The sequence below is a fragment of the Acidovorax temperans genome, from assembly GCF_006716905.1.
Taxonomy (GTDB): domain Bacteria; phylum Pseudomonadota; class Gammaproteobacteria; order Burkholderiales; family Burkholderiaceae_C; genus Acidovorax; species Acidovorax temperans.
This window is the reverse complement of the sequence record NZ_VFPV01000001.1, coordinates 1,135,730-1,152,234: the sequence shown is the minus strand read 5'-3', so window position 1 is coordinate 1,152,234 and position 16,505 is coordinate 1,135,730. Positions and strand designations below refer to the sequence as shown.

The 16,505-nt window shown below is 64.9% G+C and carries 14 protein-coding genes; 5 read left to right on the top strand and 9 right to left on the bottom strand.

The window, feature by feature from the left end:
- Positions 1 to 96: 96 nt before the first annotated feature.
- Complete coding sequence (locus BDD18_RS05590) at positions 97 to 744, top strand: DsbA family oxidoreductase (RefSeq protein WP_142081837.1); 648 nt, start codon at positions 97 to 99, stop codon at positions 742 to 744.
- Positions 745 to 866: 122 nt separating this feature from the next.
- Here the strand turns inward: BDD18_RS05590 and BDD18_RS05585 are convergent, their stop codons facing one another.
- From BDD18_RS05585 to BDD18_RS05575, 3 genes are all read right to left on the bottom strand, one after another.
- Positions 867 to 1,358 (bottom strand): CreA family protein, encoded by a 492-nt coding sequence (locus BDD18_RS05585; protein ID WP_142081836.1) that lies wholly within the window; start codon positions 1,356 to 1,358, stop codon positions 867 to 869.
- On the bottom strand, positions 1,355 to 3,934 hold the full coding sequence (gene cphA, locus BDD18_RS05580; RefSeq protein WP_142081834.1) for a cyanophycin synthetase: 2,580 nt from the start codon (positions 3,932 to 3,934) through the stop codon (positions 1,355 to 1,357). The genes BDD18_RS05585 and cphA overlap by 4 nt, the downstream gene beginning before the upstream one ends.
- 78 nt (positions 3,935 to 4,012) lie before the next feature.
- Complete coding sequence (locus tag BDD18_RS05575; RefSeq protein WP_142081832.1) at positions 4,013 to 6,247, bottom strand: cyanophycin synthetase; 2,235 nt, start codon at positions 6,245 to 6,247, stop codon at positions 4,013 to 4,015.
- 370 nt (positions 6,248 to 6,617) lie between these two features.
- On the opposite strand from BDD18_RS05575, the gene BDD18_RS05570 reads away from it, so the two are divergent.
- The 3 genes from BDD18_RS05570 (at position 6,618) to BDD18_RS05560 (ending at position 10,038) form a co-directional block, all read left to right on the top strand.
- On the top strand, positions 6,618 to 8,924 hold the full coding sequence (locus BDD18_RS05570) for a cyanophycin metabolism-associated ABC transporter (RefSeq protein WP_142081830.1): 2,307 nt from the start codon (positions 6,618 to 6,620) through the stop codon (positions 8,922 to 8,924).
- Between the two features lie 58 nt (positions 8,925 to 8,982).
- Positions 8,983 to 9,453, top strand: coding sequence for a cyanophycin metabolism-associated DUF1854 family protein (locus tag BDD18_RS05565; protein WP_244939032.1), 471 nt, complete (start codon positions 8,983 to 8,985; stop codon positions 9,451 to 9,453).
- A 153-nt stretch (positions 9,454 to 9,606) separates the two neighbouring features.
- Entirely contained in the window at positions 9,607 to 10,038 is a 432-nt protein-coding gene (locus BDD18_RS05560) for a hypothetical protein (RefSeq protein WP_044401714.1), read from the top strand.
- A 43-nt stretch (positions 10,039 to 10,081) separates the two neighbouring features.
- Here BDD18_RS05560 and BDD18_RS05555 read toward each other — a convergent pair whose 3' ends face one another.
- The 4 genes from BDD18_RS05555 to BDD18_RS05540 all read right to left on the bottom strand — a co-directional run bounded on the left by BDD18_RS05555 (position 10,082) and on the right by BDD18_RS05540 (position 13,993).
- Complete coding sequence (locus BDD18_RS05555; protein ID WP_066695011.1) at positions 10,082 to 10,405, bottom strand: EF-hand domain-containing protein; 324 nt, start codon at positions 10,403 to 10,405, stop codon at positions 10,082 to 10,084.
- Positions 10,406 to 10,575: 170 nt separating this feature from the next.
- A complete protein-coding gene (locus BDD18_RS05550; RefSeq protein WP_066695006.1) occupies positions 10,576 to 11,520 on the bottom strand; it encodes a 5'-nucleotidase in 945 nt (314 codons plus the stop codon).
- A 24-nt stretch (positions 11,521 to 11,544) separates the two neighbouring features.
- Positions 11,545 to 12,777 carry a type II secretion system inner membrane protein GspF gene (gspF, locus tag BDD18_RS05545; protein ID WP_066695007.1) on the bottom strand — a complete coding sequence of 411 codons (1,233 nt, stop codon included), beginning with the start codon at positions 12,775 to 12,777 and terminating at the stop codon, positions 11,545 to 11,547.
- A 178-nt stretch (positions 12,778 to 12,955) separates the two neighbouring features.
- Complete coding sequence (locus BDD18_RS05540) at positions 12,956 to 13,993, bottom strand: LLM class flavin-dependent oxidoreductase (RefSeq protein ID WP_211360671.1); 1,038 nt, start codon at positions 13,991 to 13,993, stop codon at positions 12,956 to 12,958.
- A 203-nt stretch (positions 13,994 to 14,196) separates the two neighbouring features.
- Between BDD18_RS05540 and BDD18_RS05535 the strand changes: the two genes are divergently transcribed.
- Complete coding sequence (locus tag BDD18_RS05535) at positions 14,197 to 14,682, top strand: CZB domain-containing protein (RefSeq protein WP_044401703.1); 486 nt, start codon at positions 14,197 to 14,199, stop codon at positions 14,680 to 14,682.
- A gap of 114 nt (positions 14,683 to 14,796) precedes the next feature.
- Here the strand turns inward: BDD18_RS05535 and ruvC are convergent, their stop codons facing one another.
- Both ruvC and BDD18_RS05525 read right to left on the bottom strand, forming a co-directional pair.
- Positions 14,797 to 15,345, bottom strand: coding sequence for a crossover junction endodeoxyribonuclease RuvC (ruvC, locus tag BDD18_RS05530; protein ID WP_066786592.1), 549 nt, complete (start codon positions 15,343 to 15,345; stop codon positions 14,797 to 14,799).
- A gap of 59 nt (positions 15,346 to 15,404) precedes the next feature.
- Positions 15,405 to 16,397, bottom strand: coding sequence for a phosphatidate cytidylyltransferase (locus BDD18_RS05525; RefSeq protein ID WP_142081828.1), 993 nt, complete (start codon positions 16,395 to 16,397; stop codon positions 15,405 to 15,407).
- Positions 16,398 to 16,505 lie beyond the last annotated feature (108 nt).

Below are 16,505 nucleotides of genomic sequence, written 5' to 3'. Positions count from 1 at the left end.
CGCAGCCCTGTGGGTAAAAAAGGGTCATCCCCGCCCATGCTGCGGCCAGCGCCAATGCCGCCTACGATGGCGGCTTTGCCCCCTGAAAGCCCGCACATGACCACCACGCTCAAGATCGATTTCGTCTCCGATGTCTCCTGCCCCTGGTGCATCATCGGCCTCAAGGCGCTGGAGCAGGCGGCCGAGCGGCTGCAGGGCGAAGTCGCGCTGGATTTGCACTTTCAGCCCTTCGAGCTGAACCCGCAGATGGGCCCCGAGGGCCAGGACATTGGCGAGCACCTGCAGGAAAAATACGGCGCCACGCCCGAGCAAAGCCAGAAGAACCGCGAAGCCATCGCTGCGCGCGGGGCGGAGCTGGGGTTCACCTTCGGCATGGACAAGCGCAGCCGCATCTACAACACCTTTGACGCACACCGCCTGTTGCACTGGGCCGAGGAGCAGGGCCTGCAGAAGGTGCTGAAACATGCGCTGTTCACAGCCTACTTTACCGACGGGCAAGACCCGAGCAACCACGAAGTGCTGGTGCGCGTGGCTGCCAGCGTGGGGCTGGATGCCCAGGAAGCGCAGGCCCTGCTGGCCTCCAACCGCTACGCCGACGAGGTGCGTGAGCGCGAGCAGTTCTATCTGCAAAACGGCATCCACTCGGTGCCCGCCATCATCATCAACGAGCGCCACCTAATCTCCGGCGGGCAACCGGTGGAGGTGTTTGAGCAGGCCCTGCGACAAATTGCAGCGCAGTCTTGAGAAGATTCAAAAATGATAGCTGCTGGCGCTTATAGATAAAGCGCTAGAGGCCATTTTGATGCTCAAATAAAAACGCCCCGCAACGATGGCCGCTGCGGGGCGGTGGTGGTGAAGCCGGCGGCTTACTTGCGCACCGGAATGGGCTGGGCCCTGTCCACCGGCACGGCTGTGACGCTGTTTTGCGGCGAGCCGTCCACCAGCTTTTCGGAATAGGTCAAGTAGACCAGGGTGTTGCGCGGGGCGTCTACCATGCGCACGATGCGCAGGCGCTTGAACAGGATGGACATGCGTTCGCTGAACACTTCTTCCTGCTTCTTCAGTGGCTCTGGGAAGCTGATGGGCCCCACCTGCCGGCAGGCAATCGATGCCTCGGCGCGGTCTTCGGCCAAACCCAGTGTGCCTTTGATACCGCCAGTGCGTGCCCGCGACACGTAGCAGGTCACGCCCTGCACGCCAGGGTCGTCATAGGCTTCCACGATGATGTCGTGGTCGCGGCCCAGCCACTGGAAGGCGGTGTCCACCGTGCCGATTTTTTCGCCCGCAGCCGCTTGTGCGGCCCCCGGCAACCCAAGGGCCGCGCACAGCGCCAGCGCGGCCAGCGCGTGGGGCCTCATGCCGCAGGTCCCGCGTCAGCGCAGCGCTGAGCCAGGTGGGCCAGCGCTTCTTCCACCTGGTCCACCAGCACCAGGCACAGGTCGCCGGGCTGCAGGCGCGCCAGGGCGGCGTCGATGGCGATGAATTCGCCGCGGATTTCTTCGACGTGTGTGGTGCGCGGTGCGCCTGCCAGGCCTTCGCGCAGCAGGGCCATCACCTCGCCGTCGGCACGGCCGCGCTGGGCTGCGTCCTGGTACAGGATCACGTCGTCAAATGCAGCACCCAGAATCACCGTCTGCTCGCGGATGTCTTCGTCGCGGCGGTCACCCGCGCCGCTGATGACCACGCTGCGCCGCTTGGCGGGCAGGGCGTCCACGGCCTGTACCAGGGCGCGCATGGCGTCAGGGTTGTGGCCATAGTCGGCAATCACGGTGGCGCCGCGGTAGTCCATGATGTTGAAGCGGCCGGGCGCGTTGTCGCTGTCGTTCACAAAGCCCGACAGGCCCCGGCGGATGGTTTGCCAGGGCATGTCCACGCCCCAGGCGGCTGCCACGGCGGCCATGACGTTCTCGACCTGGAAGGCAATCCGGCCGTTGCGTGTGATGGGCACATCGCGCAGGTGGATGGTTTCACGCCACGAGCCTTCCGAAGCCACGATGGAGTCGCCATCCACGTACACGGTGCGATGGCCCTGTGCGCGGTGCGTGGCCATCACGGGATGGTGGCGGTCGCTGGCAAAGAAGATGATCTTGCCGGGGCAGGCCGGTGCCATGGCGGCAACGATGGGGTCTGCCGCGTTGAGCACGGCGTAGCCTGTGGTGGCCACGTTCTGCACGATCACGCGCTTGAGCACGGCCAGGTCTTCCACCGTGGTGATGTAGTTCAGACCCAGGTGGTCGCCTGCGCCAATGTTGGTGACCACGGCCACCTGGCAGCGGTCAAAGCCCAGACCTTCGCGCAAGATGCCGCCCCGGGCGGTCTCGAACACGGCTGCATCCACCTCGGGGTGCAGCAGCACGTTGCGGGCACTCTTGGGGCCGCTGCAATCGCCGCTGTCAATCTGGCGGCCGTTCACGTACACGCCGTCGGTGTTGGTCATGCCCACGCGCAGGCCCTGGGCGGTGAACAGGTGCGCAATCAGGCGTGCCGTGGTGGTTTTGCCATTGGTGCCAGTGACGGCCACGGTGGGGATGCGGCCGTCGTCGCCGTGGGCGAAGAGCTTGTCCACCATGGCTGCGCCCACGTTGCGTGGCTTGCCATAGCTGGGCGCCAGGTGCATGCGCAGGCCAGGGGCGGCGTTCACTTCCACAAAGCCGCCGCCTTGCTCTTCAAGCGGGCGCAGCACGGTTTCGGCCACCATGTCCACGCCGCAGATGTGCAGTCCCACCATTTGGGCGGCAGCAATGGCGCGGGCGGCCACTTCGGGGTGCACGTCGTCCGTCACGTCGGTGGCGGTGCCACCGGTGGAGAGGTTGGCGTTGTTGCGCAGGATGACGCGCTGGCCCTTGGCAGGAACGGAATCCGGCGTCAGGTTCTGCGCAGCCAGGCGGGCCACGGCAATGTCATCGAGGCGGATCTTGGTGAGCGAGGTGGCGTGGCCCTCGCCACGGCGGGGGTCCTGGTTGACCACATCCACCAGTTCGCGCACGGTGTGCTGGCCATCGCCCAGCACCTGGGGCGGTTCGCGGCGCGCTGCGGCCACCAGTTGGTCGCCTACCACCAGCAGGCGGAAGTCGTGGCCGGGCAAAAAGCGCTCGACCATCACGGTGCCGTATTCGGCGGCGTTCTTGTAGGCTTCTTCCAGCTGCGCGCGGTCGGTGATGTTGACCGTTACGCCCTTGCCCTGGTTGCCGTCTTGCGGTTTGACCACCACGGGCAGACCGACCTTCTGGGCGACTTCCCAGGCTTCTTCCACCGTTTCCACCGGTTTGCCCAGCGGCACGGGCACGCCAGCGGCGTGCAGCAGGCGCTTGGTCAGGTCTTTGTCTTGGCCGATGGATTCAGCCACAGCGCTGGTCGAATCGACCTCGGCCGCCTGGATGCGGCGTTGCTTGGAACCCCAGCCAAACTGCACCAGGCTGCCGCGGGTGAGGCGGCGATAAGGAATGCCACGTGCCACGGCGGCTTCGACGATGGAGCCCGTGCTGGGGCCCAGGCGCTCGTCTTCGTCCAGCTCGCGAAGGTCGGCCACGGCTTTGTCGGCGTCGAAGCTGCCGTTACCCAAGGCGGCCTGGATGAGCTGCTGCGCATCTTCAAACGCCTTGCGGCCCACGGCCTCTTCGCTGTATTCCACCACCACCTGGTACACGCCGGGGTCTGTGGTGGCCGAGGTGCGGGCAAAAGTTACCGGGCAGCCGGCCTGGGCTTGCAGGGCCAGGGCAGCGGTTTGCAGCACATGCGCCAGCGAGATGTCGCTATCGCCCCCCTCGGGGTGCAGCACGCCAATGGCTGGAAACAGTGCGCGCAGGCGGTCTTCAAAGCCGGCCATCTTGCCGATGGCGCGCTCGGTTTCGGTACAGGTCACCACGGCCTCGATGGCCATGTGGCGGCTCCAGAGGTTGGGGCCACGCAGGGCCCGGGTGCGGGTTACATCCATGGAAATTCTCTCTTTTATGTTCCGTCAGTGCGCCGTGCGCTGGGGTGTCATCGCGTGCAGCAAGATGGGGTGGGCTGCTCAGAGCGCGTTCAGCGTGCTCACGCCCGCAGGGCGGATGCCAACGGGGGCTTGCAGCTCGGGCTCGAAGGTCTTGATGCCAGCACCAATCAGGTCAGGGGCAATGTTCAGGGCCCACGCAGCGCCAATGGCGGCCAGCAGGGCGTCGGTGTCAGGCACCACAGCGTTGCGGCCAAAGGTCAGCTCGTCCAGGGTGCCCAGCACATGCTCTGCAGCGCCAGTGGCCAGCACCACGTAGCCCTTTTTGAGCAGCACGGCACGGCCATTGGCGTTGGCGCGGTGCTCCACGATGGCGGGCAGCGTGGGGTCCTGCGCGTACAGAACCACGTCGCCGTCGCACAGCGGGGCCAGCGCAGCCACTTGCGCAATGGCGGCATTGAGCACTGCGGCGCCGTTGTCCAGCACCACGTCCACCTGGGTGCGCAGCACCTTGGTCATCTGGTCTTGCTCATGCACGTCAAACTCGGCCAGCAATTCCAAGCCGTCCATGTCGGTCACCACGCCGACGGTGCAGCGGTCGTAAGCCAGGCCATCGCGCAGGATGGTGCGGGCATCGTTTTCAATCACGGCGGCCTGCACCATCTGGTTCATCAGCAGGCGGTGGGCGGCTTCCCAGTGGGCGCTGTCCGAAGACTCGACGCGGCGGCGGTCCAGGAACAGGCCATCGCGGCACGCCAGGCCGGTGTGGTGGCCACCCAGGTGCAGCAGCCACGCCACCACGCGGGCAATGGTGGACGTCTCACGCGTGCCGGCCACGCCCACCACGGGGATACGGCCGGCCGTGCCTTCTGGGTGGTCTTCTGAGGGGAAGAGGTGTTCGGCAATGGCCTGCCCCACGGGGCGGGGCGCACCCACGGCGGGCTTCAAGTGCATCAGCAGGCCGGGGCCGGCGTTCACTTCCACAATCGCGCCGCCCTGCGTGTGCAGGGGTTTGCTGATGTCCTGCGCCACCATGTCGATACCGGCAATGTCCAGGCCCACCACCTTGGCAGCCAGTTGGGCGATGTAAGCCACCTCGGGGTGTACATCGTCCGTGCAGTCCACCGCCACGTTGCCGTTGCGCTGGATGACCACCTGGCGGCCTGCAGCGGGCACCGAATCCGCCTGGAGGTCCTGGCGCTTGAGTTCGAGCTGCACCTTGGTGTCGGTGGCCAGGTCGATGATTTCGAGGGGGTACTCTTCCTCGTAGCCGCGGCGGGGGTCGGAGTTGAGCTGGCTGTCGATGAGTTCCTTGACCGTGGAGCGGCCATTGCCGGTGATGCTGACCACCTCGCCACGCGCGGCGGCCACCACCTTGCCGCCCACCACCAGAATGCGGTGTTCGTCGCCGGGGATGAAGCGCTCCACCATCACGTCGCTGCCTTCGGGGTAGGCCACGTGGTAGGCCGCCTCGATGTCTTCTTTCTTGCGCAGCTCCAGCGTCACGCCCCGGCCATGGTTGCCGTCTGATGGCTTGACGACCACGGGCAGACCGATGTCCTGAGCGGCTTCCCAGGCCTCTTCGGGGCTGTTGACCACCTGGCCTTCGGGAATGGGCACGCCGCAGGCCTTGAGCAGGCTCTTGGTGAGGTCTTTGTCGCTGGCGATGCCTTCGGCAATCGCGCTGGTGCGCTCGGTCTCGGCTGTCCAGATGCGGCGCTGGGCAGCGCCGTAGCCGAGCTGCACCAGGTTGCCATCGTTCAGGCGAATGTGAGGAATGCCCCGGTCGGTCGCTGCGGTGACGATGCACGCTGTGCTGGGGCCGAGGTATTGGTCGTCTACCTCGGTGCGCACGCGGGCCACGGCGGCTTGCACATCAAAGGGTTCGTCGTTGATGGCGGCCATGATGAGCGCGTGGCCCTGGGCCAGCGCCACACGCGCCACGCTCTCGTCGCGGGCACGGAACACCATGCGGTACACCCCGCGTACCGAGGTGCTGCGGGTTTGGCCAAAACCGGTGGGCATGCCCGCCAGGTTCAGCAGTTCAATGACGATGTGCTCCAGCACGTGGCCGCACCAGGTGCCTTCTTGCAGGCGCTGCAAAAAGCCGCCGCGCTCGCCCACGCCGCAGTGGTGCTCGACCAGGGCGGGCAGCCAGGCCGTGAGGCGCTCGTTGAAACCCGGCAGTGTGTTGGAAGGGTGGTCTTCCAGCACCCCGAGGTCCAGCCAGACTTCCAGCACGGGGCGGTAAGTCCAGATATTGGGGCCGCGCAGGTAGTTGATGCGAAGCAGTTGGATGTCGTCGATTTTTGCCATGGATCGGAGCGGTTCAGAGACACCGGACGGGCCGGACAGGGTTGCAATTGTGCGCCCGGTTGGGCTGGAAATGGACGGGACGGTGGGAATCAGAAACGGTTTGCGACTTTTTCGGGGTTGCGCAACTCACAGGTTGGAAGAGTTGGAGTGCAGGCTGGCGATGCGTCTGTCTCGGTTGCTTGCATGGGCATGAGCGCCTGCAGCGAACACTGGTCATCCGGTCATCCCAATGGCACACCAATGCGTTCCTTTAAAGATCGTAAACAGGTTCCAAGTGTCAGCGGTCGTTGGCGGCCTGGGTTTCGGTCAAAATTCCTGCATCTGCACGGCCAGCAGTTTTGTACTGCCAGCTGCGGAAAACACAAAGAATATGCAACATCACCATTCTGTGGACGCCTCGGGTGTCTTTTCCGGCCCGGTAGGGGCCGATTTGCGGGCCAAGCTCGCGTCTGATGAAAACGTACTGGCTGCGTTACAGGTTGACCTGAGTGCAGATTTGCGCTTCGTCAGCGGTTGGGTGGTGGTGACTTCCAGGCGCCTGCTGGCGTGCGATCCGGGCGCCACGGTATGGCGGGACTGGGCCCTTGCCCCAGGCCTCGCACTCAAGCTGCAGGACCACGGGGGCGTGGGAACGCTGGAGTTGCACAACCCGCAGGAGCGGGTGGCTTTTTGGCGCTTTACCCTCGGCCACCATCCCCAGGCGCTGCGCCTGGTGCAGCGCTTTGAGCAACAGGTCGAGCGGGGTGCCGGTCAAGCTGCCACCGAGGAAGAAGAGCCCGCCTGCCCCGCTTGCCACACCCCCCTGCCGCCTGACACGGACGAATGCCCCGCCTGTGCGCGCGCCCAGGCGCCCCAGACCTCCACCTGGGTGCTGCTGCGCCTGTGGCGGTTTGCCCGCCCCTACCGCAAGCAACTGGCGGCGGGCTTTGCCCTCACCATGGCGTCCACGGCCGCCACGCTGGTGCCCCCGTACCTCACCATCCCGCTGATGGACGACATCCTGATCCCGTACCAGAACGGGCAGACCATTGACCCCTGGCTGGTATTGACGTACCTGGGTGGGTTGCTTTTGGCGGCTCTGGCCGCCTGGGGCTTGTCGTGGGCGCGCACTTACATCCTGGCGCTGGTGTCCGAGCGCATCGGGGCTGACCTGCGCACCACCACCTATGAGCACCTGCTGCGCCTGTCGCTGGATTACTTTGGGGGCAAGCGCACGGGCGACCTGATGGCGCGCATCGGGTCTGAAACTGACCGGATCAACGTCTTCCTGTCGCTGCACGCGCTCGATTTCATCACCGACGTGCTCATGATCTTCATGACTGCGGTGATTCTGTTCTCCATCAACCCCTGGCTGGCGCTGGTCACCCTGGTGCCGCTGCCTTTCATTGCCTGGATGATCCACACCGTGCGTGACCGTCTGCGCACCGGCTTTGAAAAGATCGACCGCGTGTGGTCCGAAGTGACCAATGTGCTTGCCGACACCATCCCCGGCATCCGCGTGGTGAAGGCTTTTGCCCAGGAAAAGCGCGAGGCCCAGCGCTTTCGCGACGCCAACCAGCACAACCTGGAAGTGAACGACAAGCTGAACAAGACCTGGAGCCTGTTCACGCCCACGGTGTCGCTGCTCACCGAAATAGGGCTGCTGGTGGTGTGGGCCTTCGGCATCTGGCTGGTGTCGCGCAACCAGATCACGGTGGGTGTGCTCACGGCGTTCATCGCCTACATTGGTCGGTTCTATGGCCGTCTGGATTCCATGAGCCGCATCGTTTCCGTCACGCAGAAGGCGGCGGCGGGGGCCAAACGCATTTTTGACATCCTGGACCATGTCAGCAATGTGCCCGACCCGGCCCAGCCCGTGAAGGTGGACAAGATCGCGGGCTCTATCACCATGCAGAACGTGGGTTTCCGCTACGGCAGTCGCGCCGTGATCAAGGGGTTGGATCTGGAAATCCGGGCGGGCGAAATGATTGGCCTGGTGGGTCACAGCGGCTCGGGCAAAAGCACGCTGGTCAACCTGATCAACCGTTTCTATGACGTGAGCGATGGCTCCATCCAGGTAGATGGCATCGACATTCGCCGCTTTGCGGTGGCTGACTACCGCCGCCACATTGGCCTGGTGCTGCAAGAGCCCTTCCTGTTCTTCGGCACCATTGCCGAGAACATTACCTATGGCAAGCCCGACGCGACGCGCGAGGAAATCGTGGCCGCCGCGCGTGCCGCCCATGCGCACGAATTCATCCTGCGCCTGCCGCACGGCTACGACTCGCTGGTCGGTGAGCGCGGCCAGGGCCTGTCGGGCGGCGAGCGCCAGCGCATTTCGATTGCTCGCGCGCTGCTGATCGACCCCCGCATCCTGATTCTGGACGAGGCCACGTCAGCCGTGGACACCGAGACCGAGAAGGAAATCCAGCGGGCGCTCGACAACCTGGTGCAAGGCCGCACCACCATTGCCATTGCCCACCGCCTCTCTACCCTGCGCAAGGCCGATCGCTTGGTGGTGATGGACCGCGGCGAAGTGGTGGAAGTCGGGCCACACGACGAACTCATGGAAAAGCAGGGGGCCTACTGGCGCCTTTACGAAGCGCAAGCCCGCCGTGCCGAAGAGGACGCACAGGCCGCGGGCGTCATCATCGACAGCAGCCTGCTGCACCCCGCCCACCCCGCAGGTAACTCCTGAGCCCGGAGAAGACATGACTTCGCAAAACCATTCCCCTGCTGGCTCAGCTACCCCCGCCATGGCTGCTTCTGTGCAACTTCACCGCAACCCCCACGGGCGCCTGGTGCTCACCCTGCCAGACGGCGCAGCGCACGAAGGCGTGGTGCCTGTGCGAGCCTTCCCCATCGCAGCGCCCCAGGAGGGCCTTTCCCTCGTGGGCGCAGACGGGCACGAGCTGCTGTGGATAGACCGCATCGATACGCTGCCAGCGCCCCAGCGGCAGTTGCTGGAAGAAGAATTGGCGGTGCGGGAGTTCGTGCCCACCATCGAAAAAATCGTGGCGGTGTCCAGCTTCTCCACCCCCAGTACCTGGGATGTGATCACGGACCGTGGTGCCGCTCGCCTGGTGCTGAAGGCGGAGGAGGACATCCGCCGCCTGGCTGGACGCACGCGTTTGCTGATTGCGGCAGGCGAAGGCGGGCAGTTCAAAGTGCCTGACACCACCGCCCTGGACAAGCATTCCCGCAAGCTGCTGGAGCGCTTCCTGTAAATCGTCCGGGTGGAGGTGTGAAAAACTAGGGTAAACCCTGGTTTTGGCTCAAAAGGTGAAAAAAGGCTTAATTTGCCCTTCTTTTTGCCGAAATGGATTACGAAGGAGGCGGTAAAGCCTTCGCTTTTTTCATTTCACCCATGGGCCCATGTCATGCAAATGCCACCTGTTGACCGATCGCCTGCTTGGCGTCCTCAGGGCGCCGATTTGTATTCCACTGGGGCTTCTGGCGCACCGCCGGTGCGTCCTATCAACGCCCCCAACCCCGTCGAGTCTGTCGACCGACTGGGTCAGGGTGCCGTGGTGCGTGAGCCTGACAAGCCTTCTGCCCCCGACGCTACGAACCGGGACTGGACTGAAGTCAAGAAAAAAGACACGGTGGAGGAACCCCCTGAGCCACCCAAAGAGCCCATCTACAAGCAATTGCTGGAGTTGATCCAGTCCATGTGGCGCGCCAGCGGCAGCGCGGTGGAGATGGCGCAAGAAGTGAACAAGGTGACCCAGCAGGAGCGCCTGGCCCAGCAGGTCAAAAAAGAAGACCTGACTTATTCAGATCCGAAGATCAAGCGCACCACGGGTTTGTGACTCCATGGGAACGCGGCGGGTGTTTTCCCATCCCACCAGCATCTCATTCGGCTTTGAGGGGTGCGACAGGCGCCTCTTGAATGGGGGGCTGTGCGGCCTGCGCTGCTTTTTGGCGGTCGCGTTCGGTGCGGTACTTGGCGGCAAACTCGCGCACTTCCTCGTACGAAACGTAGTTGTCGTGGTTGGTGTCCGCATCGTCGAATGCGGCTGACAGGCGCGGAAACAGCTTGACTTCGGTGCGGCTGAGCTTGCCGTCCCCGTTGAAGTCCAGCATCTTGAAGTCGCGCATCGCCTTCAACTCTCCCTTGGTGAGCGCTGCTTCCTGCGAGGGTGCGCTTTCCGTGGGGGTGGGCGTGCCTTGTGCCATCGCCGCCGTGCCCAGCAAGGCAGCGCTGCAAAACCACAGTGTTCGAATCAACAGCAAAGCGTGCTCCTCAGGTGTGTAGCTTGGCATTTGGGGTGAATGTGCTGGATTTGCAACCGTGGCGACGGGCCTTTTACCGGTGGTTGCGCGCATTCACACGCCTTTGCACGGGGTCAAACCTTGGGCTTGCGCCGCGCCGTAGCCCCATCCACCACCAGCGGTGGATTGGCAATGCCGGCGCGCACATGGCCTGAAGGCACATGCAGCGCGGCCGCTGTGACATGGCCCGTCTGGTCGTCAAAGAAAAAGTCGGGCTCAAACTCGCGCAGGAACGGGCCTTTTTCCAGGCCGCCGAGGAACATGGCTTCGTCCACCGCCAGGTTCCATTTCATCAACGTATTGATGGCGCGCTCATGTGCGGGGGCGCTGCGAGCCGTCACCAGCGCGATGCGCAGGCGCATGCCCGAGGCGCCCGCCTGCTGCTGCAACTGGTGTAGCGCAGCCAAAAGGGGCTTGAATGGGCCGCCAGACAGCGGCAGCTCGGCTTTGCTGATTTCATGCGTCTGAAAGGCTTCCAGCCCTTCGGTTTGGTACACCCGCTCGGCCTCGTCCGAGAACAGCACCGCGTCGCCGTCAAACGCAATCCGCAGCTCGTGGGGGTAATCGACTCCGGCGGCCACCGATTCGGTCAGTACCCGTGCAGCCGGAAAGCCCAGCGCCAGCGCTTCGCTCACGTCCTGTTCGTTGGCCGACAAAAACAGGTGCGCCCCCAGCGGCCGCAGGTAGCGGAAGGGGTCGCGCCCCTGGGTGAAAACGCCCCGTTCCAGGGGCAGCCCGGCCTCTTTGGCCGAGCGAAAAATCCGCAGCGCGCTGACAGGGTCGTTGCGCGAGAGGATGACCACCTCCACATTCCGGGCGTGGGCGGTGTTGAAGGCCAGCAGCTTTTTCACGAGCTGGAAAGCCACCCCCGGTTTGGCCGGGACTTCCAGTCGCGCCTGCTGCAGTTCCATGTAGGCGCGCGGGTCCAGGGGGTCGAAAACGCGGTTTTCCTCTTCAAAGTCAAACAGCGCGCGTGACGAGATCGCCACCACCAGTTTGTCGTCCAGCGTTACGGCCATGGTGCGGTTTTTCTGCCGGGGGCGTTATTTCACGAAGCGGTTCAGTTCGATGATGGGTTGCATCACCGCCAGCACGATGGTCATCACGATCAGGCCCATGCCCACAATCAGCAGCGGCTCCAGGATGGTGGCCAGTTGCAGGGCGCGGCGCTGCACTTCGGTGGAGATTTGCGTGGCCGCGCGCTGCAGCATCAGCGGCAACTGCCCGGTTTGTTCACCCAGGCGGGCAAACATGGACACCAGGCCCGGAAAGCGCTTCTTCTGCGCCAGGGCCGAGGCCAGCGGCGCGCCTTCGCGCACCAGCACCAGCGCATCGAGCGCGTCGGCCCGCATGGCGCGGTTGTTGAGGGTTTCGGCCGCCGCCTGCAGCGCCTTCAGAATGGGCACGCCGGCGCCTGCCAGCATGGCCAGCGTGCCTGCAAAACGGGCGGCGTTGTAGCCGCGTGCCAGTTTGCCGACCAGCGGCAGGTTGAGCCAGGCTGCGTCAAACTTTTGGCGAAAAGACTCCAAAGTCAGTGCCCAGCGGGCGCTGGCAGCTATCAAAATAAGAGCAATCAACATCCACCAGCCGTAGTTGCGCACGATGGAACTGATGGTGAGCATCATCACCGTGAGGAAGGGCAGCGCCCGCTTGGTGCCGACGAAGACGCTGGCCACCTGGGGCACCACGTAGCCCACCAGAAACAGCACGATGACGATGGCCACCACGGTGACGATGGCGGGGTACAGCGCCGCGCCCACCAGTTTGGCCTTGAGGGCCTGGCGGTCTTCCAGGTCGTCGGCCAGCTTCTCCAGCACCATGCCCAGGTTGCCGCTGTGCTCGCCCGCACCGATCACGGCGCAGTAGATATCGGAGAACTCGCGCGGGTGCTGGCTCAGCGCGCGGGCGAAGGTGGAGCCCGCATTCACCTCGGCGCGCAAGGCGGCCACCAAGTGGCTTTGGCGCTCATCGTCGGCCTCGTCGCTCAGGGCGGTGAGTGCCCGCTCCAGCGGCAGGCCTGATGACACCAGCCCTGCCAGTTGCCGGGTCCACACCGCCAGCGTGGTGGCGCTGAACACCGGGCGGGTGAACAGGCGCTGGCCCAGCGAGGTGCCGCCACCTGCGGCAGTCTGCCCCGTCTGCACCAGCTCCACCGTCAGGGGCACCAACGCCTGGGCGCGCAACATGCTGCGGGCGGACTTGGCGGTGTCGGCCTCCAGCAGGCCTTTGCGGGTCTGGCCCTGGGCGTCCAGGGCTTCAAAAGAAAAAGCGGGCATGAATCAGTGGCGGTGTCGGGGGCAAAGGGGCACTGCGCTCAAGGCAATGCCGCCCCCGCGATAGTAGCCGCTCGGTGTGACCGGGGCGCCTGGGAATGTGCGGGGGCCTTATGCCTAGCGCATGGCGGTGACCTGCGCCGTGGTCGGCCGATGGCCTGCCAATCCGCCGAGCAGGCTCTCACAGCGCAGCGGCTGTGGCCTGCCCCATGGCGCTGTGGGCCTGGGCGGCGATGTCCAGCGAGCGCAGGCGCAGCGCGGGGTCGTACACGTCGCACACCAGAATCAGCTCGTCGGCACCTGTTTCTTGCGCCAGCGTGGTGAGGCCATCGCGCACGGTATCGGGCCCGCCAATCACGGCAGCGGCCAGAAAGTCGCCAATGGCCGCGCGTTCCTGGGGTTGCAGGCGGGCGGCGTAGTTCTCGACCGGTGGCTGCAGGCTGAGGCGGTTGCCGGTGAGGATGTCCAGTACCCGCTGGTAGGTGCTGCTGGCCAGGTACTCGGCCTCGTCGTCGGTGGGGGCAGCAATCAAGGGCACGCCAATGGCCACGTACGGTTTGGGCCATGCGGCCGATGGCTGGTACAGGCTGCGGTACAGGTCAATGGCCTGGTGCATCAGGCGCGGCGCAAAGTGCGAGGCAAAGGCGTAGGGCAACCCTTCTTGTGCGGCCAGTTGCGCAGAAAACAGGCTGGAGCCCAGCAGCCAGATCGGCACGTTGGTGCCCGCACCGGGCATGGCCACCAGGCGCTGGCCTGGCTGCACGGGGCCCAGCAGGCGCTGCAGCTCGGCCACATCCTGCGGGAAGTCGTCGGCGGTTTCCACCCGGCTGCGGCGCAGGGCGCGCATGGTGGCGGGGTCGGTGCCCGGGGCACGGCCCAGGCCCAGGTCGATGCGGCCGGGGTACAGCTCTGCCAGCGTGCCAAAGGCTTCGGCCACCACCAGCGGGGCATGGTTGGGCAGCATCACACCGCCGGAGCCCACGCGGATGCGCGAGGTGCCGCCTGCGATGTAGCCCACCAGCACGGCCGTGGCCGAGCTGGCAATGCCTGGCATGTTGTGGTGCTCGGCCAGCCAGTAGCGCGCAAACCCCAGCTTTTCGGCGTGCTGGGCGGTGCGCAGGGCGATTTGCAGCGCCTGGGCCACGGTGCCGCCTTCGCGGACGGCCACCAGGTCGAGCATGGACAGGGCAGGGCGATGGGTGGGAGTGGGTGCGTTCATGCCGTTATTGTCCGCCGCCTGACCGCAGTCTGCAGGCCCTGGTGGGGAGCTGCGCCCGCCAGCAGGGTTGCTCTGCCTTGCAAAAGCAGGGGAGTGCATTTTTTTGATAGCCAAAACCTTGCTTGCGATACAAAATGTTTCTGAATGGCGGTTCCAATTGCGGAATGCCTCCGCACTTCCCCGTTCATCAACCAAGGCAAGGTATGGGCTTTTTCAGCCGTTTTTTCAAGATCCGCGAACAAGACCCCGACAGCGCAGAAACCACCTGGGCCATGGAAGACAACGGCAGCGAGCTGGTGCTGGACCCGGAATACGCCGCCACGCTGATGACCGAGCTGGACCTGGACGCCGCCATTGCCAACCACGAGGTGTGGCGCCAGCAGCTGGAAGACCTGGTGCATGGCCGATCGGGCGAAGTGCCGCAGGCCGAGCCCATTTGCAGCGCCGACCGGTGTGACCTGGGGCGCTGGCTGGGCGGCACGGGGCGGCTGCGGCTGGGCCACTACCCGGCGTTTGGCATGCTGGTGGCCCGCCACCAGTACTTTCACCAGCAGGCGGCTGCAGTGGTCGATCAGATGCGTGCGGGCGACCAGCCCAAGGCGCTGCACCTTTTCAACACCAGTTGCCGCCACGCTTCCAACCAGGTGCTGTTGCTGCTCAAGGAACTCAAGCGCGGGCTGGGGCGCTGATCGTCAACCGGCTTTTGCTATCAATAGGTGAGCTGCTGGCGCTTGCTGGATAAACGCTAGAGGCCAATTCTTTATAAAGAATCAGGCGATAAGCAGGGGGCGATGCCAACCCCTTCAGTAACTGCGCCCGCCCTTATACATGGCGTGCTGGCGCCGGTTCAGCGTAGCGGCTTCGCCCAGGCGGCCCATGGCGGCACCCGCGTGGGCGTGGGTAATGGCCAGGCCCAGCCCGTCGGCCGCATCGGTGCCGGGCAGGCCGGGCAGTTGCAGCAGGCGGCGCACCATCTCCTGCACCTGGTTTTTGGCCGCGCGGCCGTGGCCCACCACGGCTTTTTTCATCTGCAGCGCGGTGTATTCGGCCACAGGCAGGTTGCTGGCCACCAGGGCGGTGATGGCCGCGCCCCGCGCCTGCCCCAGCAGCAGGGTGGACTGCGGGTTGACGTTCACGAACACGATTTCGACCGAGGCCACATCGGGCTCGTAGCGGGCCGCCACTTCGGTGATGCCGTCGAACAAAATCTTCAGCCGCCCGGGCAGGTCGCCCAGGGCCAGTGTGGTGGTGCGGATGGTGCCGCTGGCCACGTAGCTGAGCCGGTGGCCGTCCACATCCACCACGCCAAAGCCGGTAGTCTGCAGGCCGGGGTCAATCCCTAAAATACGCATGTGCTATTGATTTTGTAGCTGCCGGCGCTTATCTAATAAGCGCTAGAGGCCAATTTTGTTTAAAGCCCGAAGTACCAGCGTGCCGAGTGGAAGAACACGGGGGCGGCGAAGCACAGCGCGTCCACGCGGTCGAGCAGGCCGCCCGCGCCGGTGACCGACATGCCCTGCATGCCCCAGCTGGTCACGCCCCGGTCGCGCTTGAGGGCCTTCATCACCAGATGCCCCAGGCTGCCTGCAAAGCAGGCCAGCAGCGCCATGCCCAACGCCTGCCCCGGCTTGAATGGGGTAATGAACGACAGCAGCCCGCCCGCCAGCCCCCCGGCGGCCACGCCGGCCAGCCAGCTCGCCCACTGAAAGCTCTGGCTCACCTGGGGCGCCACCGGCTTGTGCGGAAAGCGATGCCCCACCAGGTGCTGCACCAGCATGCAGGTCTGCACCACAAACACCAGGAAGAAGACCAGGAACGCGCCCTTTTCGCGGTAGCCAGGGAAGTCGAGCAGCAGCAGCGCGGGCACATGGCTCATGCCGTACACGCAGACCATGATGCCCCACTGCAGCTTGGCGTTGCGCTCCAGAAAGCGCTCGGGGTCGTTGGCCAGTGCGCTCACCACCGGCAGCGCCAGAAACACATACACCGGGATGAACACGGTGAACAGGTCGAACATGCGGCTGCCCACGATGGTGAACTGCAGCGGCAGCACCACAAAGAACGCCAGCACCAGGCTGCGGTGGTCGCCCCGCCGCGTGGGCGACAGCGTGATGAATTCGCGCAGCGCAAAAAAGCCGACGATGGCAAACAGCACCGTGGCCACTGTGTCGCCCAGCGCCCAGCCAATCCAGAACACCGTGGCCATGCCCCACGAGGTTTTGATCAGCCCCCAAAAGCGCTTGACCTCCTGCGCATGCGCTTCGGCCTGCGGGTCGTCGCTGGCGTGCTCGCGCAGCGAACGGAAAAACCCCCACAGGGTGGCCAGCGAGAGCACGCCAAACACCACGATGAACAAGGCACCGATCTGCTGCGAGGTGGTGAGGTTGCGCAAAAAACTATTCATTCCAAAAATCCCATATCGACCCATTCAATGCTGACTTTGCGATGGGCGCTGGCCCTGCCGGGGACGCCGAGCAAAGGCCGCCCTGCAGTGAGGGCGTCGTCCCCTCTT

What these genes read in the sequence shown, in the direction of transcription:
- BDD18_RS05575 (WP_142081832.1), bottom strand. Translation starts at nt 6,247, where the DNA reads ATGGCAAAAATCGACGACATCCAACTGCTTCGCATCAACTACCTGCGC.
- BDD18_RS05550 (WP_066695006.1), bottom strand. Translation starts at nt 11,520, where the DNA reads ATGGCCGTAACGCTGGACGACAAACTGGTGGTGGCGATCTCGTCACGC.
- BDD18_RS05570 (WP_142081830.1), top strand. Translation starts at nt 6,618, where the DNA reads ATGCAACATCACCATTCTGTGGACGCCTCGGGTGTCTTTTCCGGCCCG.
- BDD18_RS05535 (WP_044401703.1), top strand. Translation starts at nt 14,197, where the DNA reads ATGGGCTTTTTCAGCCGTTTTTTCAAGATCCGCGAACAAGACCCCGAC.
- BDD18_RS05555 (WP_066695011.1), bottom strand. Translation starts at nt 10,405, where the DNA reads ATGGCACAAGGCACGCCCACCCCCACGGAAAGCGCACCCTCGCAGGAA.
- ruvC (WP_066786592.1), bottom strand. Translation starts at nt 15,345, where the DNA reads ATGCGTATTTTAGGGATTGACCCCGGCCTGCAGACTACCGGCTTTGGC.
- BDD18_RS05585 (WP_142081836.1), bottom strand. Translation starts at nt 1,358, where the DNA reads ATGAGGCCCCACGCGCTGGCCGCGCTGGCGCTGTGCGCGGCCCTTGGG.
- BDD18_RS05565 (WP_244939032.1), top strand. Translation starts at nt 8,983, where the DNA reads ATGGCTGCTTCTGTGCAACTTCACCGCAACCCCCACGGGCGCCTGGTG.
- BDD18_RS05590 (WP_142081837.1), top strand. Translation starts at nt 97, where the DNA reads ATGACCACCACGCTCAAGATCGATTTCGTCTCCGATGTCTCCTGCCCC.
- BDD18_RS05560 (WP_044401714.1), top strand. Translation starts at nt 9,607, where the DNA reads ATGCAAATGCCACCTGTTGACCGATCGCCTGCTTGGCGTCCTCAGGGC.
- gspF (WP_066695007.1), bottom strand. Translation starts at nt 12,777, where the DNA reads ATGCCCGCTTTTTCTTTTGAAGCCCTGGACGCCCAGGGCCAGACCCGC.
- BDD18_RS05540 (WP_211360671.1), bottom strand. Translation starts at nt 13,993, where the DNA reads ATGAACGCACCCACTCCCACCCATCGCCCTGCCCTGTCCATGCTCGAC.
- BDD18_RS05525 (WP_142081828.1), bottom strand. Translation starts at nt 16,397, where the DNA reads ATGAATAGTTTTTTGCGCAACCTCACCACCTCGCAGCAGATCGGTGCC.
- cphA (WP_142081834.1), bottom strand. Translation starts at nt 3,934, where the DNA reads ATGGATGTAACCCGCACCCGGGCCCTGCGTGGCCCCAACCTCTGGAGC.